Here is a 21,595-nt window from a genome sequence, read left to right on the forward strand (position 1 = left end):
CTTACGCACTTTTAGTAATTAGGACCACCGCTTCACATGCGATGCCCTCTTTGCGACCTGTAAAACCTAAACGCTCAGTTGTCGTCGCTTTTACATTCACATTGCTAATGCTGGTTTCTAAATCTTGTGCGATAGCGTGGCACATAGAGTCTATATGAGGCGCCATTTTAGGCGCTTGCGCCATGATAGTAATATCCGCATTACCAATCACATAACCTTGCTCTTTTACTCGACGGTACACATCTTTAAGCAATTCACGACTATCTGCGCCTTTCCACTCATCATCTGTATCTGGGAAATGACGACCAATATCACCCGCAGCAATCGCACCCAGCAAAGCGTCACATAACGCATGAAGGGCAACATCACCGTCTGAGTGTGCGATAAGCCCTTGCTCGTAAGGAATGCTAACGCCACCAATAATTACCGGGCCTTCACCACCAAATTTGTGTACATCAAAGCCATGGCCAATACGAATCATCATTATTCCTTATTCTGACTTAAATAGAACTCAGCCAAAGCCAAATCTTCAGGCTGAGTAATCTTAAAATTATCTGAACGCCCAGCAATCAATGCTGGTGATAAACCTTTCCACTCAAACGCAGAGGCCTCATCGGTAATCGAAACGCCTTGTTGCAAGGCCTCACTCAAGACTTTCCGTAAAGGCTTAGATCGAAACATCTGAGGGGTAAGCGCATGCCAAAGATCGACGCGATCGACCGTGTGTTCAATTTGTCCTTGAGCACCACGCTTCATTGTATCGCGAACCGGCGCTGCTAAAATTGCGCCCACATCATGGGTCATGGCCCCAGAGATCAGTTTGTCGATATCGCTCAATTGGATACAAGGCCTAGCGGCATCATGCACCATCACCCAATCACTGAGTTGCTGTTGGGTAATATAATCCAGAGCAGAAAGTACCGAGTCAGCTCGTTCCGTTCCGCCGGACACTCTGATCACCTGTGGATTAAGGTTAAGCGGTAATTCAGGGTAATAAGGGTCATCATCGCTGACCGCTACCACGATTTTAGACACCTGCGGATGAGACAACAGTTTCTCAACCGTGTGCTCTAAAATCGTTTTACCGTGAATTTGAAGATATTGCTTGGGACGGTCTGCCTTCATTCGGCTGCCGACGCCCGCAGCGGGGACCACTGCAATAACGCTTTGAAGTTGGTTCGACATTAATGAGATTCCTCACCAATAATACGATAAAACGTTTCGCCTTCTTTCACCATCCCAAGTTCATGACGAGCGCGCTCTTCTATCGCGTCTAAGCCTTGGCGTAGATCGTCGATTTCTGCAAACATCTCAGCATTGCGAAGATGAAGCTTTTCATTTACTTGCTGTTGAACTTGGATTTCGTTGTTCACACCGTAGTAATCAGAAATACCATTTTTACCGAGCCACAGTGTGTGTTGTAGCCAGCCAAACACTATGAGCAGTACTAAAGCAAAAATTCGCATAACACCTTTCGCCGGTTGAAAAAGAAGGAACTAGAATAAGGCACATATATACCATAATGCGCTTATTGGTGCGAGATATGTGGAGTCAGGGAATCAATAAGTCGGAGAATTATTGTTGTTCGAAACCTGTGATGAGATTCCCGACGCCCTCCTCTGTCGGTCTGAAGAATGACCGATTCTATAAAAAATACAAACAAAAGAAGACAACGCACCTTACCCACGACACATGCTCTCGTCATCCTCAAGAAGGAGGAACGACTGAATTGGGAATCTATGGCGGTTAACGTAAACAGGAGATTCCCTATGCCTTCCTACGTCAGTCTAGGGAATGAGGGGGTTTGGGTATCAAAAAGAGAGCTTTGGAACCTAGAGGTTCTTCATCTCACTTTTCTAAAGGCAAAAAAATACCCCGCATAAGCGAGGCATTCAAAGCTTAGATTAACAATTCCTTTGGTTTAAAAACCAGAGAGATTATTGACCTTTAACTTCTTTAAGACCGTTGAAAGGAGCTTTAGAACCTAGAGCTTCTTCGATACGGATAAGTTGGTTGTACTTAGCAACACGGTCAGAACGGCTCATAGAACCAGTTTTGATTTGACCTGCAGCTGTACCTACCGCTAGATCAGCGATAGTTGCATCTTCAGTTTCGCCAGAACGGTGAGAGATTACTGCAGTGTAGCCAGCGTCTTTAGCCATCTTGATAGCAGCTAGAGTCTCTGTTAGAGAACCGATTTGGTTGAACTTGATAAGGATAGAGTTAGCTACGCCTTTCTCGATACCTTCAGCAAGAATCTTAGTATTTGTAACGAACAGATCATCACCAACGATTTGAAGCTTGTCGCCTAGAAGTTCAGTTTGGTGCTTGAAGCCATCCCAATCTGACTCGTCAAGACCGTCTTCGATAGAAACGATTGGGAAGTTGTTCGCTAGCTCAGCTAGGTAGTGGTTGAACTCTTCAGAAGTGAAAGTTTTACCTTCGCCCTTCATGTTGTAGATGCCAGCTTCTTTGTCGAAGAACTCAGATGCTGCACAGTCCATAGCAAGAGTAACGTCTTTACCTAGTTCGTAACCAGCAGCTGCAACAGCTTCTGCGATAACTTCTAGAGCTTCAGCGTTAGACTTAAGGTTAGGAGCGAAACCACCTTCATCACCAACTGCAGTGCTGTAGCCTTTAGACTTAAGAACTTTAGCTAGGTTGTGGAATACTTCAGCGCCGATACGTAGACCTTCTTTAAGAGTTTTAGCGCCAACTGGTTGGATCATGAACTCTTGGATGTCAACGTTGTTATCTGCGTGCTCACCACCGTTGATGATGTTCATCATTGGTAGAGGCATAGAGAACTGACCAGCAGTACCGTTTAGCTCAGCGATGTGCTCGTATAGAGGCATGCCTTTCGCAGCAGCAGCAGCTTTTGCGTTAGCTAGAGATACAGCTAGGATAGCGTTCGCGCCGAACTTAGACTTGTTATCAGTACCGTCTAGGTCAAGCATGATTTGGTCAACGTCAGCTTGTGCTTTAGCGTCAGTACCAACTAGAGCTTCAGCGATTGGGCCGTTTACAGCTTCAATAGCTTTAAGAACACCTTTACCTAGGAAACGTGATTTGTCGCCGTCACGCAGCTCAAGAGCTTCGCGAGAACCAGTAGATGCGCCAGATGGAGCAGCAGCCATACCTACGAAACCGCCTTCTAGGTGTACTTCAGCTTCTACAGTTGGGTTACCACGTGAATCGATGATTTCACGACCTAGAACTTTAACGATCTTAGACATTGAATGTTTCCTTCTCGTTGAATATATAAATGTCAAATTTAAAGGTAGCAGCACAACTTACGCAGCTACCTGTATTCCTTTTTACTTCTCTAACTCGCCGCGCTGGAACTCGCCAGCCGCTTTAACGAAACCTGCAAACAATGGGTGACCATCGCGAGGTGTTGAAGTGAACTCTGGGTGGAATTGAGCAGCAACGAACCATGGGTGATTCGGGTTCTCAATAACTTCAACCAGTTTCTTGTCCGCAGATAGACCCGATACTTTTAGGCCCGCTTTTTCGATTTGTGGACGAAGATTGTTGTTCACTTCGTAACGGTGACGGTGACGTTCATGGATCGTCGCGCTACCGTATAATTCGTAAGCTTTAGTCCCTTTCGCTAGGTGACAAAGCTGTGAACCAAGACGCATTGTGCCGCCAAGGTCAGATTTTTCTGTACGCTCTTCAACTTTACCTTCGCCATCAGTCCACTCAGTGATAAGACCAACAACTGGGTACTTAGTTTCAGTACAGAATTCAGAAGAGTGTGCCCCTTCCATTTTCGCAACGTTACGAGCGTACTCGATAAGTGCTACTTGCATACCTAGACAGATACCCAAGTACGGTACTTTGTTTTCACGAGCGTATTGAGCAGCAAGAATCTTACCTTCAACACCACGATCACCAAAGCCACCAGGAACTAGAATTGCATCTAGGCCTTCTAAAATTTCTACGCCACGAGACTCAACGTCTTGTGAGTCTACATATTTAATATTAACGCTTAGGCGGTTTTTCAAGCCCGCGTGTTTTAACGCTTCATTTACTGATTTGTATGCGTCAGGTAGTTCAATGTACTTACCAACCATACCAATCGTCACTTCACCCGTTGGGTTAGCTTCTTCGTAAATTACTTGTTCCCATTCAGACAGATCTGCTTCTGGAGCTGTGATGCCGAAACGCTTACATACAAGTTCATCAGTGCCTTGAGCTTTAATAAGCTGAGGGATCTTGTAGATAGAGTCAACATCGCGCATAGAAATAACTGCATTTTCTTGCACATTACAGAACAGAGCAATTTTCTTACGCTCGTTCGAAGGAATGTTGCGGTCTGAACGACAAACTAGGATGTCTGGCTGAATACCAATAGACAGTAGCTCTTTTACAGAGTGTTGCGTTGGCTTAGTTTTTACTTCGCCCGCAGCTGCTAGGTATGGCACTAGAGTAAGGTGCATGAACATTGCGCGTTCACGGCCTAGTTCTACTGCTAGCTGACGAATCGCTTCCATGAATGGTAGAGATTCGATATCACCAACCGTACCACCAACTTCAACAAGCGCGATATCGTGGCCAGCTGCGCCAGAAATCACACGCTCTTTAATAGAGTTAGTGATGTGTGGGATAACCTGAATAGTTGCACCTAGGTAATCACCGCGACGCTCTTTAGCGAGTACGTCTGAGTAAACACGACCTGCAGTGAAATTGTTACGCTTAGTCATCTTGGTGCGAATGAATCGCTCATAGTGACCAAGGTCAAGGTCTGTTTCAGCGCCATCTTCCGTAACGAACACTTCACCGTGCTGAGTCGGGCTCATAGTGCCTGGATCAACGTTGATGTAAGGGTCAAGCTTCATCATAGTCACTTTAAGACCACGAGCTTCTAAAATAGCCGCAAGAGATGCTGCAGCAATACCTTTACCTAGAGAGGATACAACCCCGCCAGTAACAAAAATGTAATTTGTCGTCATGTTTAACCTGAAATTGGTTGAATGAGGGAAATGGACTACTTCTGGACGGGATGAAAATATACCAGAAGCCCCTTATCGCCACAACGTGAAATCTATCACACTGCTATTTTTTATTTTTTGCTTCAAATCAATTCATGATAAAAGCTTTGGTTATCTTTTCTCCGCCACCTTGACTTCATCCCACATGGAATCAAGCTGTTGTAGTGAAAAATCGGTCAAATTTTTATCTTGCTGACGAACTTTTTGTTCCACCCCTTTAAAGCGACGTGAAAACTTCAGATTGGCTTTGTTCAGCGCCGTTTCTGGATTTTTACCTAAATGTCGCACCAAATTGACCGTCGCAAACAGCAAATCACCTAACTCTTCTTCAACCAAATCTTCGTTAGGTGTGACTTGAAGCGCCTCTTCCAGCACCTCGTCAACTTCCTCTAAAACCTTATCAGCGACTGAGCCAATCGAGTCCCAATCAAAGCCAAATTTCGCGACCTGTTTTTGAATCTTTGTAGCACGCGAAAGTGCAGGTAGAGAGTTTGGTATTGAGTCTAGAATACTTTCTTGAGTTTTGCCTGCTTGTGCTTTTTCTTTGGCTTTTTCCGCTTCCCAGTTGGCATTGATTTCTTCATCACTGGCAAACTCAGTATCAGAGAACACATGTGGGTGACGTCGTGTTAGCTTCTCATTGATGCCATCAACCACATCAGAGAACTCAAACAAGCCCTGCTCTTTTGCTAATTGACTATAGAAAATCACTTGAAACAACAGGTCGCCCAACTCTTCTTGTAGGTTCGGCCAGTCTTTGTTGTGAATCGCGTCCACCACCTCGTAAGTCTCTTCGATAGTATGCGGGACAATTGTTTCAAAATTTTGTTTTAAATCCCAAGGACAGCCACCTTCTGGATCGCGCAGCTTAGTCATGATCTGTTCAAGTTGTTCAATCGGGTGATTCATTGTTTTCTTCCTATTCACTGTCTTTGATTTTTAAATTTAAAACTTCACTAAAACTAAAACTAAAAAAGGTGAGTAGCCAAAACTACTCACCTTTGTTGATACTGTCTAATTCTCTAAATAATTGAAACTGTGGCTAGGCGACAAGCAAGCGAGACTCCTGGGCATAGCTTGTCTATGTGATTGAGCGAGTGCGCGCAGGCAACAACGCCATCAGCTTCAAGTATGACGAGAATTTTAGCCTAGTCTTTTGACACTCATAACATCTTTGATTTGCTCGACACGGCTGGTCACTCGACTCAGGATTTCAATATTGGTCACTTCCAAATCGAAATCCATCACCGACAGCTGACGTTTATAGTCAATACGGCTCTTCATTGTCGTCACACTGACTTTTTCGTTCAAGAACAAGGATGTGATGTCTTTCAACAAGCCGGTACGTTCTAGCGCCTCTACACGCAGCGTTAAGATATACGAGCCTACAAAACCATCGCCCCACACAGTATCTATGATACGTTCGGGTGCATGTAGGTTAAGTTCACTTAACTGTTCGCAATCGCTGCGGTGTACTGAGATACCACGCCCTTGAGTAATGTAACCTTTGATCACATCGCCAGGGATAGGCTGACAACAACGAGCCAAGTGGGTCATTAGGTTATCGACACCTTCAACAACGACAGCATCCTTTTTCGGACGGCTCTGATGCGCAGGCTTATTGTCAGACTCAAGCAACTTCTCGAGCGCTTTCTTGTCTTCTTCTTCCGCCGTTGGTTTGTTGACCAAAGCATTGATGTGATTAACGACTTGGTTGATACGCAAATCGCCGCTACCAATACCCGCATACAATTCATCTGGAGTGTTGACGTTAAATCGTTTCAGCGCGTATTGCTCGGCGTCTTTGAGCGTCGCTCCGACTCTGCCTAACTCGACTTCTAGGATGTCTCGCCCCGCTTCGAGGTTTTTCTCACGACTCTGAGCACGGAACCAAGCGTTAATTTTTGCTCGAGCTCGGCTTGAATGAACAAAGCCTGTGGTCGGATTTAGCCAATCACGTGATGGATTCGGCTCTTTTTGAGTGATGATTTCAACCTGATCGCCCATCGCCAACTTATGAGTAAACGGAACGATTCGACCTGCGACTTTGGCACCGATACAGCGATGTCCAACCATCGAGTGGATGTGGTAAGCAAAATCCAACGGTGTTGCACCCATTGGTAAATCGACCACATCACCGCGTGGTGTAAAGGCATAGACACGGTCATCAAAGACTTGGCTTCGAACTTCATCCAGCATTTCGCCAGAGTCCGACATCTCTTCTTGCCAATCGATAAGCTTACGCAACCAGGTAATTTTCTCATCGTAGCCACTGCGTACGCCGCTAGATGCACCTTCTTTGTATTTCCAGTGTGCAGCAACGCCCAATTCAGAATCTTCATGCATCTGCTTAGTACGAATCTGAATTTCAATGGTCTTGCCTTCAGGGCCAAGAACTACGGTATGAATCGACTGATAACCATTCGGCTTTGGATTCGCCACGTAGTCATCAAACTCACTGGGTAGGTGTTTATATTTGGTGTGAACCACACCTAAGCCGGCATAACAATCTTGCAGCTGGTCTGCGATAATACGCACCGCACGCACGTCAAAAAGCTCATCAAACTCTAAGCCTTTTTTCTGCATTTTTCGCCAAATACTGTAGATGTGTTTTGGTCGACCGCTGACTTCAGCATTGATGCTTGAACGGTTCATTTCTGATGTGAGATCGTCGACAAAGTCAGTGATGTATTGTTCGCGCACGATACGGCGCTCAGACAGCTGTTTAGCAATCTGCTTATAGGTATCGGGTTGTTGGTAGCGGAAAGCGTAATCTTCAATTTCCCACTTTAGCTGACCAATACCGAGACGGTTTGCTAGAGGCGCGTAGATGTTGGCACACTCTTTTGCTGCCGCACGGCGCACAGCATCAGGGGCCTTTTTTACTTCTATAAGGTTACAAATTCGCTCTGCTAGTTTGATGACTACGCAGCGGAAATCATCCACCATTGCCAATAGCATTCGTCGGACATTATCGACTTGACCCGAGGCAGCACTGCCTTCAAGGGTCACATTTAGCTGGCCCAAAGCCGCCATTTCTTCCACGCCATCAATCAGCTTTACGGTTTCCTTTCCGTAACTTTCTTCAAACGCTTCGCGCTCAAAAACACCGCTTGATACGACTGGGAAGAGTTGCGCCGCTACTAACGTTGCACGATCCATAGACAAGGTGACCAAGATTTCGATCATCTCGCGACCACGCCAAAGCAGGAGCTCGCCTTGCTCGTGATCTTTTAATAGCTCTTCACAGTGACGATAAACTTTGGTCAGTTTATTCGAGGTTTTTGCGTCTTGATTCAGTGACGCAATCCAATTATCTAGCTCAAACTGTTCGCTTGGGTTTAAATGTGCGCTTCGTACCGCAACCATCATGCCTTCCTAGTTATTATGTTTTATACCCAAATTCAATATGACTAACTGATTCCAAGTTAGTTCGACCATATTGATATCAGCACAGGCTTTCCTGCGCCTTTGTGATTCATTTTCAAGCCTTGTTTAAGGGCCTCTAAGCCTTGATAAAGAGAGCCATCGATTCGAGATGGCTGGTGTGTGGGAACATGTCCAACATACCCAGCTTAGCTAATTGATAACCTTGTTTTTCTAAGCTCTCAGAATCTCTAGCTAGAGTAGCAGGATTACACGAAACATAAACCACACGCTTCGCTCCTAACGCTGAAATTTGATCAACGATCCCACTCGCTCCCGCACGTGCCGGGTCAAGCAATACTTTATCGAATTTCTCTTTTGCCCAAGGCTGTGAAGATAAGTCTTCTTCCAGATTAGCTTGGTAAAATTCCGTATTGCTTAACTGGTTTAACTCTGCATTAGATGTGGCTTGCTGGACCATTTCATCAACGCCTTCCACACCAACCACAAACGCTGATTGTTGCGCGATAGGCAGACTGAAGTTACCTAGACCACAAAACAGGTCTAGCACTCGTTCATTCGCTTGAGGTTCTAGCCACTCAATCGCTTGAGTCACCATCTGCTGATTCACTTTCTGGTTTACTTGGATAAAGTGGTTTGGCTCAAACGGTAACGTCACGCCAGTTTCGCTATAAGAAGGTGCATCGCCGACTAAGCGAACCAACTTATCAGTTTCGGGCATCGAGTACAGCGTAACGCCTTCTTCTTTTGCTAACGCAATCAGCGCTTGTTCATCTTTTTCAACCAAAGGCTTAAGGTGACGTAGCACCATTACAGGGCCAGTATCGCCCAACACCAATTCAACGTGCCCTAAAGACGTAAGGCTGTTGAAAGTGTTCAGTAAATTTTTCAGTTTTGGCAGCAATACATTAAGGCGAGGATCAAGCACGGCACAGTCGGTGATGTTTTCAATCTGCTTGCTCTGTTTCTTACGGAAACCGAACTGAAGTTGCTGTGTCTTTTTATCAACAAATAGGCTGATACGTGCGCGACGTCGATAACCGGTTTCATCACCGACAATAGGCTGTGCAACTTCAGTGTTAACCGTTTGGTATTGGCTCATCAGGTGGGTCAGAGATTGCGATTTATGCTCAACCTGAGAAGAGTAACCAAGGTGTTGAAGGTGACAGCCGCCACACTGATTAAAGTGCTTACAAAACGGCTTTAAACGCTGCTCGCTCGGCTTCAATAACTTGATGAGCTTAGCTCGCGAAAACTTACTTTTACTCTCAGTAAGTTGAATAACCACCTGCTCACCGGGCAATGCGCCATCAATGAAAACCGGTTTATTCTTTTGATAAGCGATGCCAGCGCCATTGTGATCCATTCGTTCAACCAAAACCGATTGATGCTTGGTCTCGAGTTGAGTTTTCTTTTTTGGTTGGAAAAAACGTGCCATTGCTTGTGCCTAATGTATCTTTTAATAAGTAATTGGTATCCAGGACTCACTATTATGTCTTGGAATCATTGTCGAACGTCACGGCTTTGATTAAGCTTACCGTTCACTTAACCGCCATTGTGTGCGTTATTTTCCCATATCCAGACCTCGATGTAATTAAAGAACATGACCAGATATGGCTTAAGAGCCCGTGTAATTACCTTAACTCTAGCTCCAACCCTGATTATTGGGTTGCTATTGAGTGCATTTTTCTCATTTAACCGCTATCAAGACCTTGAGGGTCAAGTGGTTAATACTGGTACTAGCATCATTGAGCCACTTGCGATTGCGAGTGAATCAGGCATGAAGCTCGAAAGTCGAGAGTCTGTTCGTCAGCTTATTAGTTATGCTCATCGAAAAAATTCTAAGCTGGTACGCAGTATCGCGGTGTTTGATGAACGTCATGAGTTGTTTGTAACCTCGAACTTCCACCCTGATTTTGAAAGCCTGACCTATCCTAAAGACAAACCCACCCCGCATTTAAGCTCATCGAATCTGCTCGATAACACGCTGATTCTGCGGACGCCTATCATCGCCGAAGGCCAGTACATCAACTCGGCCAACGGTCAGTCTCAAGCTAACCAAGCGATCGGCTATATTGCGATAGAGTTAGATCTATCTTCACTTCGATTACAGCAATATCAAGAAGTGTTCTCTGCTTTCTTGGTATTAATTCTGGGGCTTGGTTTATCGGGCGTGTTTGCGTTCCGCTTGATGCACGACGTAACCCAACCGATCACACACATGAAAAATATGGTCGACCGAATTCGTCGAGGTCACCTAGATGTACGTATCGAAGGCAAGATGCATGGTGAGCTAGATTCGCTAAAAAACGGTATCAACGCGATGGCGGTATCGCTGTCAGAATATCACGTCGAGATGCAGCACAGTATCGACCAAGCCACATCCGATTTGCGTGAAACCCTTGAGCAGCTAGAGATTCAAAACGTTGAGTTAGACATCGCGAAGAAACGCGCGCAAGAAGCGGCTCGTGTTAAGTCTGAGTTCTTAGCGAATATGTCTCACGAACTAAGAACACCGCTGAACGGTGTGATTGGCTTTACTCGTCAGATGCTCAAGACTCACCTATCGAACAGTCAAACCGATTACCTGCAAACCATTGAACGCTCGGCAAACAACCTGCTTAGCATCATCAACGATATCTTGGACTTCTCGAAACTTGAAGCCGGTAAATTAGCCCTAGAGAACATTCCATTTGAATTCCAAGCCAGCCTTGAAGAGGTAGTAAACCTTCAGGCAACCAACGCTCATGAGAAGGGCCTAGAGCTGACACTGAAGATCGACCCTAAAGTACCGCCAGGCGTAGTGGGCGATCCACTGCGTATTCAACAGATCCTGACTAACCTAGTGGGTAACTCAATCAAGTTTACCGAGCGCGGTAACATTGATATCAGCGTTGAGCTTCGTTCACAAAGCGAAGATAACATCGAACTGCAGTTCATGGTTCGCGATACGGGTATTGGTATCTCAGAGCGTCAACAAGCTCAGCTGTTCCAAGCCTTCAGCCAAGCCGATGCAAGTATCTCTCGTCGTTATGGCGGTACAGGCTTAGGGCTGGTTATCACCCAAAAACTGGTCAGCCAAATGGGCGGAGAGATCAGCCTAACCAGTCGTCTACACCAAGGTTCAACCTTCTGGTTCACTTTGAGACTATCAACGACTGATATGCCAATGACTGAGTTGATTGAGACTCAATGCCTGCAAGGTAAACAACTGCTGCTTATCGAGCCAAACATGCAAGCGGCATCGATTACTCAGCAAATCCTAACCCAAGAAGGCTTAGTGGTAACGTATCGTTCGGTTATGCCAGACGAGACGACCTCGTATGACTACGTTCTGCTTAACCTAGCCGCGAACCAAGAGTATCAATTTGATACCGTGAGTGGTTGGGCTATCGGTGCGAAGAAGATTGCTCAAAACGTGATTATTGGTACCCCAAGTACCGAGCTAGCGCTGGGTGAACAACTGATGAAAGAGGTCGATGTTCAGTGCATCACTAAGCCGCTTTCTCGTAAGAAATTACTGCAAACTCTAGTATCAAATCAAGCACCAACCTTGATTGCACCAGCGATTGAAACACACTCAGAAGAGAAGCTTCCACTTACGGTATTGGCGGTCGACGACAACCCAGCCAACCTTAAATTGATCACCGCACTGCTCAAAGAACGTGTAGAAACTGTCATCAGTTGTACCAGTGGGCAGCAGGCGATAGACAAAGCAACAGAGACACCATTTGATATCGTATTTATGGATATTCAAATGCCACAAATGGATGGTGTGACCGCTTGTCAGAACATCAAGAAGCTGGCGAACAATGCGAATACGCCTGTGATTGCCGTTACCGCGCATGCAATGATTGGCGAACGTGATCGACTGCTTGAAGCGGGTATGGATGACTATCTAACGAAGCCTATTGAGGAGCATGTTTTACAACAGGTTCTTATTCACTGGAGTCCAACCTCTGAGGTTGAGCACATCGAAAAAATAGATCCTGACCACCCTGCTGTCTCAGCTGAAGTCGACAACGGTCCAATATCAGAAACTGAAGCCAGCGTGCACAAAAACATCATCATTGATTGGCAAGCTGCGCTGAAACAAGCTGCCAATAAAGAAGACCTCGCACGCGATATGCTGAAAATGCTCGTAGACTTTATTCCAGAGGTTTATGAGGCAGCAGACAAAGCGATAGAAGACAGTGACTACCCAGTTGAAGAGCTCATACACATCATACACAAGATGCATGGCAGCAGCTCGTACAGCGGCGTACCAAGGCTAAAATCGGTATGTGCGACGATAGAGAAAGAGCTGCGTTCTGGTACTTCTGTTGAAGACATTGAACCAGAGCTTTTCGAGCTTCAAGATGAATTAGATAAGGTTCAAGCAACCGCGATTCATTATTTGAAACCCGCGAAGACCTAGCGAGTACTTGTTACTCACCAATATTCGTTAGACGGTTTACCCGCCAATAAAAAAGCAGAGCTCATGAGCTCTGCTTTTTCTGTCTAGAGCATAGAGCACTAGATATAAAGTAGCGATAATCTGTTTACGATTCGAGTAACACAGTTGCCACGGCGTAGTGGCGCTCATCCGAGATAGTCAGATGAATCGATGTTGTGCCATTTGCCTCTGCGATTTCACGCGCTTTTTTATGCAGGCTCAAAACTGGCTTGCCATGTTCATCGTTTGAAATCTCAAAGTCGTGGAAGGTCACACCCAGCGCGATACCGGTGCCTAACGCCTTAGATGCCGCTTCTTTAGCGGCAAAGCGTTTTGCAAGGTAACGTCCTTTTTGCTTAAGTTGCTGGAATACTTCAAATTCAGAATCCGTCAAAATACGCTGAGCAAAAGCGTCACCACTTCGTGACAATGCTTTTTCAACGCGTTCTATTTCTGCGATATCTGTACCTAATCCAACAACTGCCATGTTTCCTCTACAACTTAACTTCTATCTAATGATTAACTGCGCATCGCTTACTACTTACAAAACTTAAGAGTTGTTACGTGCTGTTTCCATGATTGCTTTCATGTCTGCAACGGCTTTGTTTAAGCCATCAAACACTGCGCGACCCATGATCGAGTGACCGATGTTCAGCTCGTAGATCTCTGGAAGTGCCGCAATTGGAGCAACGTTGTGGTACGTCAGGCCATGACCCGCATTGACAGTGATACCAAGATCATCTGCATAGCTCGCGCCCGCTGCGATCTTCTTCAGCTCGTCTTGTTGATCTTCTTCAGTCTTAGCATCAGCATAGTGACCCGTGTGCAGTTCAATGAACGGTGCGCCACACGCTTTTGCTGCGTCGATTTGCTCACGATCTGCATCGATAAATAAAGAGACCTTAATACCTGCAGCCGACAGTTTTTCCGTCGCCGCTTTGATCTTTTCAAGTTGACCAACCACGTCTAAGCCACCTTCAGTGGTCAGCTCTTCACGCTTCTCTGGAACCAGACAAACAAACTCAGGATTAGTATCGAGGGCAATTTGAACCATCTCGTCCGTTACTGCCATTTCCAAATTCATACGAGTTTGAAGTGTCTCAGCCAGAATACGTACATCGCGGTCAACGATATGACGACGGTCTTCACGCAGGTGAACTGTAATGCCGTCCGCACCCGCACGTTCAGCAATTTCAGCTGCGTGTACTGGATCTGGGTATTTAGTACCACGTGCATTACGTAGTGTTGCAATATGGTCGATATTAACGCCTAAAAGGATTGAGCTCATTTTCCAATACTCCGTGCTCTAGAGAGGGCTATTGTTGGCATAAATAGCTCTCTACTTTTTAATGGTTTGCCGCCAAGATACGGCTTTAAGGCTATGCGTGTAAAGCGTTTTGCCGCTTTTAACTGCTCTTTAGTGATAAACCTACGTTCACTGATTGCGATAAGTTCATCGCCCATAAAAGTCAGGTTGTCTCGACGCACCGAAGCAATGAAACCTTTCTGCTCTCGATAGCGATAAGTCATGCTCGGATCAATCGCTTCGCCAGTGCCCGCGCAGTGTAAAAAGTCGACGCCATAACCCATAGCGGATAATAGAGCCAGCTCAAAGCGACGCAGTGCTGGCTCAGGGTTTTCATTATGAGCCAGCTCTGTTAAAGCATGAAGATAGTCGTGAAAAAGTGCAGGCATCGGTACTTCCGCCATCAGTACTCGACCAATTAACTCGTTCACATACATGCCTGAATACAGATTGATACCGGCGAGAGGAAGCCCCAAGCTAATAGCCTCAGCTTGGCGTAAGGTTTTCATCGAACCATTACCAGACCATTTAAGCAGTAGCGGCGTAAAAGGTTGTAATGCACCTTTCAAATTAGAACGCTTGCTGCGAGCGCCTTTAGACATCAATGTCACCCGACCGAACTCTTCGCTGAAGACGTCCAAAATCAGGCTCGACTCACTGTATGGTCGACGGTGCAACACAAAGCATCGCTGTAACCCTTCGCTCAATCACTTACCCTTATTACAGATACAAAAAGAGAGAGTTCGCACTCTCTCTTGGATTTATCTTCAGTTCAACTTTCTTAATCTCAGAAAGTGACGTTCAATATATTATAGATCGTCGATGTAGCCTAACGAGCGAAGTGCACGCTCATCATCAGCCCAACCAGATTTAACCTTGACCCAAGTCTCTAGGTAAACCTTACGGCCGAATAGCTCTTCCATATCGATACGAGCTTCACGACCAATCGTTTTGATCTTCTCACCCGCTTTACCAATCACCATCTTCTTCTGACCAGTACGTTCAACAAGAATCAAAGCATTGATGTGGAAACCATCGTTATCAGGGTTGTAATCAAAACGCTCGATTTCAACCGTTACTGAGTAAGGTAGCTCTTCGCCTGTGAATCGCATCAGTTTTTCACGGATGATTTCAGAGGCCATAAAGCGCTGTGAACGATCCGTTACGTACTCTTCAGGGAAGTGGTGCGTTGCTTTTGGTAAAGAATTACGAACGTGCTTACGCAGTACATCGATATTCTTACCTTGTTTCGCTGAGATAGGCACAACATCAAGGAAGTCCATCTTCTTAGACACTTCCATCATGTGTTGCATCACGTCGGTACGGTCTTGAACGTTGTCTACCTTGTTAATACAAAGGACTACTGGGAAATCTGTTTTTCTCAGCTTGTTCAGAACCATCTCATCGTCGTCAGTCCAGTGAGTACCGTCAACAAGAAAGAATACTAGGTTTACATCGCTCAGTGAGCTGTTTGCAGCACGGTTCATCAAGCGGTTAATTGCACGCTTTTCTTCAATATGAAGTCCAGGAGTATCAACGTAGATCGCTTGGTAATCACCTTCAGTTTCTACGCCCATAATGCGGTGGCGTGTCGTTTGAGGTTTACGTGATGTGATCGAGATTTTCTGACCCAAAATATGGTTCAGAAGCGTCGATTTACCTACGTTTGGTCGACCGACAATAGCGATGAAGCCACAGTGTTGGTTTTCCGGTAAGCCCGTTTTTTTGCTATCAGATGAAAAGAATGCATCGATATCGAAATCTTGGTTGTTATCAGACATTGCTTAGTTGCTCTAATGCTGTTTCAGCAGCCGCTTGTTCTGCCTTGCGGCGGCTAGTGCCTTTACCGATAACAGGTTTATCCACACCTGCCACTTCACACTCAACCGTAAACTCTTGGTTGTGTGCTTCACCTTTAATATTAGTCACTGTGTAGACAGGTAGAGGATTTCTTCGACCTTGCAAAAACTCTTGAAGGCGAGTTTTCGGATCTTTTTGAGATACTCCAGGCTGAATAGCATCTAGGCGAGATTGGTACCAGCTTAAAATAATGCGGCGAACAACCTCGGTATCACTATCTAAATAGACAGCACCGATAATCGCTTCTACTGCATCCGCTAGAATAGAATCACGACGGAAACCGCCACTCTTCAACTCACCTGGACCTAATTTTAAGTAATCTCCTAGCTCGAATTCACGACCTAGTTCTGCCAATGTATGACCACGTACTAATGTTGCGCGCATGCGGCTCATATCACCTTCGTTTACCTTAGGAAAACGGTGGTAAAGATCATCAGCGATAACAAAACTTAAAATTGAATCGCCCAGAAACTCAAGACGTTCGTTATGTTTACCTGCGGCGCTGCGGTGAGTCAGCGCCAAGTGGATAAGATCGGCATCATTAAACTGATAGCCAATCTTTCTCTCTAGTTTATCAATTGGAGAATTCATGCTCTCTCGATGTGTTATGTGATCGATTAATGAATCCCACCGATGCGATTAAAACGCACACCAGTAGGAATCCATGTTGGAAGTATACTGTCTGAACCACGTTCGAATTCGAAGCTGATCCAAATAGCAACGGCCTTACCAACAAGGTTTGCTTCAGGGACAAAGCCCCAGTAACGGCTATCGGCACTGTTATCACGGTTATCACCCATCACAAAGTACTGGCCTTCTGGAACGACCCATTCGTTAACACCATTGCGAGGCTGATACGCTTGCACACGATCACGGCGTAATGGGTTAACTAAAATCTGGTGCTCTGCGTCTCCAAGCTGTTCGTTCAGCTGAATCAGAGGCACACCATCTTGAATAAATTGGCTCTCTTCAACATTACTTAGTTTCACTGGTTCACAGCTACTTGTACCCTTCGCCTGAATACAGATCTCTTTACGAGAGCTGTAGCGAATGGTGTCGCCTGGCATACCTACAACACGCTTGATGTAGTCGATATTAGGCTGAGGTGGGTACTTAAATACGATTGAATCACCGCGTTCTGGCTTACCTGTTTCTACCAATTGAGTGCGCCATACCGGGTCTTTTAGACCATAAGCGTACTTTTCTACCAAGATGAAATCACCAACCAATAGTGTTGGCATCATCGAGCCAGATGGGATTTGAAACGGTTCATAGATAAATGAACGCAAGATCAAAACAAATGCAATTACCGGGAAAATGGACACACTGTTCTCAACCCACCAAGGCTGAGCCATAACTTTTGCGCTAGTTTCAGCGTCTAGGCCATTCGATTGTGCTTCAACGTCAGCAAGTTTTTGCTGGCGCTTCTTCGCCCACACAAACTTTTCCAACGCCCATACAATGCCGGTCACTAGAGTTACGATCACTAAGATAAGCGAAAATGTATTAGCCATTGATATCCCTTAAATTTCATTTCTTTAAAAATAACGAAAGTGAAAGAATAGCGAGCTACTCTTCCACTTTCAATTATTCGTTTATCGTTGGATAAAGTTAATCTTTTCCAACGTGAAGGATTGCAAGGAAAGCTTCTTGAGGCAGTTCAACGTTACCGATCTGCTTCATACGCTTCTTACCTTCTTTTTGTTTCTTAAGAAGTTTCTTCTTACGACTGATATCACCACCGTAACATTTTGCGATTACGTTCTTACGCAGTTGTTTCACTGTAGAACGAGCAATGATGTGGTTACCAATCGCTGCTTGAATCGCGATATCGAACATCTGACGAGGGATGAATTCTTTCATCTTCTCTACCAGTAGACGACCACGAGACTGAGCAATATCTTTGTGCGTAATGATCGCTAGTGCATCAACCGTTTCGCCATTCAATAATACGTCTACACGTACCATGTTTGATGGCTCGTAGCGCTGGAAGTTGTAATCCAATGATGCGTAACCGCGAGACGTTGACTTCAGACGGTCGAAGAAATCTAGAACTACTTCGGCCATAGGAAGGTCGTACGTTACAGCAACTTGGTTACCGTGGTAAACCATGTCTACTTGTACGCCACGCTTCTCAACACACAGTGTAATTACGTTACCTAGGTAGTCCGAAGGTACTAAAATATTACAGCGTGCAATTGGTTCACGAATTTCTTCTAGGTCATTAACCGCTGGCAGTTTAGCTGGGCTATCAACGTACAGAACTGTTTTATCTGTTTTTACAACTTCATACACTACTGTTGGTGCAGTCGTGATCAGGTCTAGGTCGTATTCACGCTCTAGACGCTCTTGGATGATCTCCATGTGAAGCATTCCTAAGAAGCCACAACGGAAACCAAAACCAAGTGCTGCTGAACTTTCTGGTTCAAAGAACAGTGATGCATCGTTCAGGCTTAGTTTGCCTAACGCGTCACGGAAGTTTTCGTAGTCATCAGATGATACAGGGAATAGACCTGCGTATACCTGAGGCTTCACTTTTTGGAAACCAGGTAGACGTTCAGTGCTGCCGCCTTTTGCAAGCGTCAACGTATCACCAACTGGTGCACCTAGGATGTCTTTAATACCACAAACAACCCAACCAACTTCGCCAGTATTTAGCTCTGCCGTGTCGATTTGCTTAGGCGTGAAGATACCTAGACGGTCAACACCCCATACTTGGTCTGTCGACATTACTTTGATCTTGTCGTTCTTCTTCAGCTTACCGTTCTTGATACGAACCAAAGAAACAACGCCTAAGTAGTTATCGAACCAAGAGTCGATGATCAGTGCTTGTAGCGGCGCTTCTGGATCACCTTCTGGTGGTGGGATAGCAGTTACGATGTTTTCAAGAACGTCGTCAACACCGATACCTGTTTTCGCAGAACAGCGAGTCGCTTCCATCGCATCAATGCCAACGATCTCTTCGATTTCTTCAGCAACACGTTCTGGTTCAGCTGCAGGTAAGTCAATCTTGTTCAAGATTGGCACTACTTCCAGTTCCATTTCGATTGCTGTGTAACAGTTTGCTAGAGTTTGTGCTTCAACACCTTGGCCAGCATCCACTACAAGTAGTGCGCCTTCACAAGCCGCTAGAGAACGAGATACTTCGTAAGAGAAGTCTACGTGTCCAGGAGTGTCGATAAAGTTAAGTTGGTAAGTTTCACCATCTTTAGCTTTGTAATCTAAAGTCACACTCTGCGCTTTAATTGTAATACCACGCTCGCGTTCTATATCCATAGAATCGAGGACTTGAGCTGCCATCTCACGTTCACTTAATCCTCCACAAACTTGGATTAAGCGGTCAGAAAGGGTCGACTTACCGTGGTCGATGTGGGCGATAATCGAAAAATTACGAATGTGCTTCATAGGCTTGGTGTGACTAAACTCTTTGAATAGGGATAATAAGAAAGCCGCGACGCGTCCAATCTACAGTCAGCATTGGTGGCGGCATTTCAATCAAGTTGGCAGATTCTACCCAATTTAAGGGCAAGAAGCATCATAAATTAGACGAGAGACTCACCTAGGATTCGAATCAAGACGACTTCTTGCTTGGATTTGTCTTCCATGGGTTTGGCTAACCGCTTCGCTAAGGCAATCCCACCAGCAGTAAACAGCGCTGCACTTAAGATAACAATGCCCTCGCCCCCTTGGAGTAAGGGTTGTAACAAGAGTTGTCCAAAACCAGCACCAATCATCAACATGAAAAGTGGGATGAGATAAACAATGGCTGCCGATTGAAGTAGGCTTTTTTCTGGAAAGCCAATTTCTACGATTTGTCCTGCTTTGACTAAGCTTTTGGTTTTAAGCTGCCAAAACAAAGATTTATTACCAACAGCCTTAGTCACAATGCCCGTGCCGCAGCTTTTTTGAGAAGAGCAACTGCTACAACTGGTTTGCTGTTCACAGCTCAGTTGAACAAAGTATTGCTTACCTTTTTGTTCAACCGAGCTAACGGTCGCCAGCGCGGTCATCATTGCGCTTGTACCGATTTATTGAATGTAACTGACTGAGCAATACGTTTCGCAGTTTCTGGCGGAATGTCACCAACCACAGAGATCTCTTTGTTGCCAATCACTAAGCTGTGCAAGGTTCTACGCCCTTGACGCACTAGCTGCCCTTTCAATGAATGTTCGTCTTTTTCAGCGATATAAACCGAAAAGCTAAACAGTCCATCACTGAAAAGCTGACTTTCAACCATTTTATCGGTCGCAGCCATTTGATAGCGGCTAAGCTCTTTTGACTTAAACCCTTCAGGAATCCAAGAGGCTTGCCAGTTGGTTTCACTCACTAAGCCTTCCGGTAATGATAAAACTTTCGGCAATTGAGCTTGGTTCAAGCCACCCATCGCCTCAGCAATCTTATCGTTCACCACGTAAGAGATGGTGCGGTACTGTTCAAGCACTTCACCATCACGGTCCAAAAGGTCGGCACGCAAAGGAAGACTCGTTTTTTCGTCTACCCAAACCACGTAAGAATAGCGAAGGCCATCTTTCGGCACGACACGTAGCACTTGAGTGGTGCTGCCCGCTTCACGAGAGCGCCCAACTTTCACAAAGTCGTAGTACTGATTTAGGGACTCAATATCTCGATTAATCATCGGAATAACAGGTGCAACCATGCTGCCTGACTGAATCGTAAATGGCTCTGTACCCGGTTCGATGTAGCTAACTTCGTTGCCACGTCGAATGACTTCACGAACAGGGCCACTTAGGTAAACAAGGTGTGCAAGCTGTTGGTCGTCTTTAACCGCATGGCGATAAACAAGAGGTTCGATACTGCTCTTCTTTATCAAAATGTAGGAGAGTTCGTAATTTAGATGCTGACTGGCCTCGTTCATTTGATGCAACAAGACCTTTGCAGTGGTTTCCCCTGCAAAGGCTGTTGGAGACATCAAGCTGAACAGTGTCAGTGCACTGACCAGGATTTTCTTCATTCAATGTCCGATTCTAGATGTGTATCTTGCATTGGCGATGCATCACTGTTTAATCTTAGCTGCAGCTCATAATCTTCTAGCATTGCATGAACGCGTTTGCGCTGCTCTTGCAAGTTAGCTTCAGATGCTGGCTTCTCAACAGAGTCACGCGTTAAGCTTACAGGTTCTGCAGAACCGGCAAATGGAATCGTCTGGAGTACAGGCAACTGCTCTGGTGCTGCAGGGTCGCTGCCACCATATTGTTGAACACCTAATACAACGGCTAATGAAACACACGCTGCCACGGCAACTTGTCCAAACTGTTGTAACCACGCCGGAAGCTGACGCTTCGCTTGCTGAGGTTTTGGCTGCTCTTCAATTGGAGCAACAGTAGGTTCAACATTCACTTGGTGCAGGTTCGACATTGAACCATGTGCAGGCTCGTTCTCAAGCGCTGCCGCTACACTATTAGCAATGTTCCACTCTGGAGTTTCTGGCGCATCCCCACGCATAACATCACCAATTAAATGGTAACTCTGCCAGGTATCCATGCTTTCTTGATCGGATTCAAGATCTACAATGAGAGCTTTATCGATCGTTTCACCATCCATGAGTGCCGAAAGCTTTTCTTTATCAGCCATTATTTTCACCATAATTAT

General features: G+C 45.4%; 19 protein-coding genes. 1 reads left to right on the forward strand and 18 read right to left on the reverse strand.

All coding sequences use genetic code 11. The features are described 5' to 3' along the window. Position 1: 1 nt before the first annotated feature. The 8 genes from ispF to rlmD all read right to left on the reverse strand — a co-directional run bounded on the left by ispF (position 2) and on the right by rlmD (position 9,822). A complete protein-coding gene (gene ispF / locus OQJ75_RS17910) occupies positions 2-481 on the reverse strand; it encodes a 2-C-methyl-D-erythritol 2,4-cyclodiphosphate synthase (RefSeq protein ID WP_265974226.1) in 480 nt (159 codons plus the stop codon). A 2-nt stretch (positions 482-483) separates the two neighbouring features. Beyond that, positions 484-1,185 carry a 2-C-methyl-D-erythritol 4-phosphate cytidylyltransferase gene (gene ispD, locus OQJ75_RS17915; RefSeq protein WP_017087209.1) on the reverse strand — a complete coding sequence of 234 codons (702 nt, stop codon included), beginning with the start codon at positions 1,183-1,185 and terminating at the stop codon, positions 484-486. Then, a complete protein-coding gene (ftsB, locus tag OQJ75_RS17920; protein ID WP_004735394.1) occupies positions 1,185-1,466 on the reverse strand; it encodes a cell division protein FtsB in 282 nt (93 codons plus the stop codon). Before ftsB ends, ispD begins: the two co-directional genes overlap by 1 nt. 471 nt (positions 1,467-1,937) lie before the next feature. Continuing rightward, complete coding sequence (eno, locus tag OQJ75_RS17925; RefSeq protein ID WP_123311796.1) at positions 1,938-3,236, reverse strand: phosphopyruvate hydratase; 1,299 nt, start codon at positions 3,234-3,236, stop codon at positions 1,938-1,940. 81 nt (positions 3,237-3,317) lie between these two features. Further along, positions 3,318-4,958: a CTP synthase gene (locus OQJ75_RS17930; RefSeq protein ID WP_265974227.1), complete on the reverse strand. Its 1,641-nt coding sequence runs from the start codon at positions 4,956-4,958 to the stop codon at positions 3,318-3,320. Between the two features lie 150 nt (positions 4,959-5,108). Beyond that, positions 5,109-5,906 (reverse strand): nucleoside triphosphate pyrophosphohydrolase, encoded by a 798-nt coding sequence (gene mazG / locus OQJ75_RS17935; protein ID WP_265974228.1) that lies wholly within the window; start codon positions 5,904-5,906, stop codon positions 5,109-5,111. A 234-nt stretch (positions 5,907-6,140) separates the two neighbouring features. After that, positions 6,141-8,366: a GTP diphosphokinase gene (gene relA, locus OQJ75_RS17940; protein ID WP_029223233.1), complete on the reverse strand. Its 2,226-nt coding sequence runs from the start codon at positions 8,364-8,366 to the stop codon at positions 6,141-6,143. Positions 8,367-8,502: 136 nt separating this feature from the next. Continuing rightward, positions 8,503-9,822, reverse strand: coding sequence for a 23S rRNA (uracil(1939)-C(5))-methyltransferase RlmD (gene rlmD / locus OQJ75_RS17945; protein WP_265974229.1), 1,320 nt, complete (start codon positions 9,820-9,822; stop codon positions 8,503-8,505). Positions 9,823-9,987: 165 nt separating this feature from the next. On the opposite strand from rlmD, the gene barA reads away from it, so the two are divergent. Beyond that, positions 9,988-12,801, forward strand: coding sequence for a two-component sensor histidine kinase BarA (gene barA / locus OQJ75_RS17950; RefSeq protein ID WP_265974230.1), 2,814 nt, complete (start codon positions 9,988-9,990; stop codon positions 12,799-12,801). Between the two features lie 124 nt (positions 12,802-12,925). Here the strand turns inward: barA and acpS are convergent, their stop codons facing one another. The 10 genes from acpS to OQJ75_RS18000 all read right to left on the reverse strand — a co-directional run bounded on the left by acpS (position 12,926) and on the right by OQJ75_RS18000 (position 21,577). Beyond that, positions 12,926-13,306, reverse strand: a complete 381-nt coding sequence (gene acpS, locus OQJ75_RS17955) for a holo-ACP synthase (RefSeq protein WP_017059039.1) — start codon at positions 13,304-13,306, stop codon at positions 12,926-12,928. 63 nt (positions 13,307-13,369) lie between these two features. Further along, a complete protein-coding gene (gene pdxJ, locus OQJ75_RS17960; RefSeq protein ID WP_265974231.1) occupies positions 13,370-14,107 on the reverse strand; it encodes a pyridoxine 5'-phosphate synthase in 738 nt (245 codons plus the stop codon). Continuing rightward, positions 14,104-14,832 carry a DNA repair protein RecO gene (recO, locus tag OQJ75_RS17965; RefSeq protein ID WP_265974233.1) on the reverse strand — a complete coding sequence of 243 codons (729 nt, stop codon included), beginning with the start codon at positions 14,830-14,832 and terminating at the stop codon, positions 14,104-14,106. Before recO ends, pdxJ begins: the two co-directional genes overlap by 4 nt. Before the next feature lie 102 nt (positions 14,833-14,934). Beyond that, a complete protein-coding gene (gene era, locus OQJ75_RS17970; RefSeq protein WP_004735384.1) occupies positions 14,935-15,906 on the reverse strand; it encodes a GTPase Era in 972 nt (323 codons plus the stop codon). Beyond that, entirely contained in the window at positions 15,899-16,576 is a 678-nt protein-coding gene (rnc, locus tag OQJ75_RS17975; protein ID WP_248372848.1) for a ribonuclease III, read from the reverse strand. Before rnc ends, era begins: the two co-directional genes overlap by 8 nt. A 26-nt stretch (positions 16,577-16,602) precedes the next feature. Next, positions 16,603-17,499: a signal peptidase I gene (gene lepB, locus OQJ75_RS17980; protein WP_265974234.1), complete on the reverse strand. Its 897-nt coding sequence runs from the start codon at positions 17,497-17,499 to the stop codon at positions 16,603-16,605. 97 nt (positions 17,500-17,596) lie between these two features. Further along, positions 17,597-19,390, reverse strand: coding sequence for a translation elongation factor 4 (lepA, locus tag OQJ75_RS17985; RefSeq protein ID WP_265974236.1), 1,794 nt, complete (start codon positions 19,388-19,390; stop codon positions 17,597-17,599). A gap of 137 nt (positions 19,391-19,527) precedes the next feature. Then, a complete protein-coding gene (locus tag OQJ75_RS17990) occupies positions 19,528-19,998 on the reverse strand; it encodes a SoxR reducing system RseC family protein (protein WP_048605807.1) in 471 nt (156 codons plus the stop codon). Continuing rightward, entirely contained in the window at positions 19,995-20,957 is a 963-nt protein-coding gene (rseB, locus tag OQJ75_RS17995; protein ID WP_265974237.1) for a sigma-E factor regulatory protein RseB, read from the reverse strand. Before rseB ends, OQJ75_RS17990 begins: the two co-directional genes overlap by 4 nt. Further along, the gene (locus OQJ75_RS18000) at positions 20,954-21,577 is read right to left on the reverse strand and encodes a sigma-E factor negative regulatory protein (RefSeq protein WP_265974238.1); all 624 of its coding nucleotides are present in this window, start codon (positions 21,575-21,577) and stop codon (positions 20,954-20,956) included. Before OQJ75_RS18000 ends, rseB begins: the two co-directional genes overlap by 4 nt. Positions 21,578-21,595: the final 18 nt, after the last annotated feature.

Origin of the sequence: Vibrio sp. 14G-20 (assembly GCF_026241515.1) — a bacterium.
In the GTDB taxonomy this organism is placed as follows: domain Bacteria; phylum Pseudomonadota; class Gammaproteobacteria; order Enterobacterales; family Vibrionaceae; genus Vibrio.

What these genes read in the sequence shown, in the direction of transcription:
- rnc (WP_248372848.1), bottom strand. Translation starts at nt 16,576, where the DNA reads ATGAATTCTCCAATTGATAAACTAGAGAGAAAGATTGGCTATCAGTTT.
- relA (WP_029223233.1), bottom strand. Translation starts at nt 8,366, where the DNA reads ATGGTTGCGGTACGAAGCGCACATTTAAACCCAAGCGAACAGTTTGAG.
- rseB (WP_265974237.1), bottom strand. Translation starts at nt 20,957, where the DNA reads ATGAAGAAAATCCTGGTCAGTGCACTGACACTGTTCAGCTTGATGTCT.
- barA (WP_265974230.1), top strand. Translation starts at nt 9,988, where the DNA reads ATGACCAGATATGGCTTAAGAGCCCGTGTAATTACCTTAACTCTAGCT.
- OQJ75_RS18000 (WP_265974238.1), bottom strand. Translation starts at nt 21,577, where the DNA reads ATGGCTGATAAAGAAAAGCTTTCGGCACTCATGGATGGTGAAACGATC.
- OQJ75_RS17990 (WP_048605807.1), bottom strand. Translation starts at nt 19,998, where the DNA reads ATGATGACCGCGCTGGCGACCGTTAGCTCGGTTGAACAAAAAGGTAAG.
- eno (WP_123311796.1), bottom strand. Translation starts at nt 3,236, where the DNA reads ATGTCTAAGATCGTTAAAGTTCTAGGTCGTGAAATCATCGATTCACGT.
- rlmD (WP_265974229.1), bottom strand. Translation starts at nt 9,822, where the DNA reads ATGGCACGTTTTTTCCAACCAAAAAAGAAAACTCAACTCGAGACCAAG.
- era (WP_004735384.1), bottom strand. Translation starts at nt 15,906, where the DNA reads ATGTCTGATAACAACCAAGATTTCGATATCGATGCATTCTTTTCATCT.
- ispD (WP_017087209.1), bottom strand. Translation starts at nt 1,185, where the DNA reads ATGTCGAACCAACTTCAAAGCGTTATTGCAGTGGTCCCCGCTGCGGGC.
- OQJ75_RS17930 (WP_265974227.1), bottom strand. Translation starts at nt 4,958, where the DNA reads ATGACGACAAATTACATTTTTGTTACTGGCGGGGTTGTATCCTCTCTA.
- ispF (WP_265974226.1), bottom strand. Translation starts at nt 481, where the DNA reads ATGATTCGTATTGGCCATGGCTTTGATGTACACAAATTTGGTGGTGAA.
- mazG (WP_265974228.1), bottom strand. Translation starts at nt 5,906, where the DNA reads ATGAATCACCCGATTGAACAACTTGAACAGATCATGACTAAGCTGCGC.
- ftsB (WP_004735394.1), bottom strand. Translation starts at nt 1,466, where the DNA reads ATGCGAATTTTTGCTTTAGTACTGCTCATAGTGTTTGGCTGGCTACAA.
- pdxJ (WP_265974231.1), bottom strand. Translation starts at nt 14,107, where the DNA reads ATGAGCTCAATCCTTTTAGGCGTTAATATCGACCATATTGCAACACTA.
- lepB (WP_265974234.1), bottom strand. Translation starts at nt 17,499, where the DNA reads ATGGCTAATACATTTTCGCTTATCTTAGTGATCGTAACTCTAGTGACC.
- lepA (WP_265974236.1), bottom strand. Translation starts at nt 19,390, where the DNA reads ATGAAGCACATTCGTAATTTTTCGATTATCGCCCACATCGACCACGGT.
- acpS (WP_017059039.1), bottom strand. Translation starts at nt 13,306, where the DNA reads ATGGCAGTTGTTGGATTAGGTACAGATATCGCAGAAATAGAACGCGTT.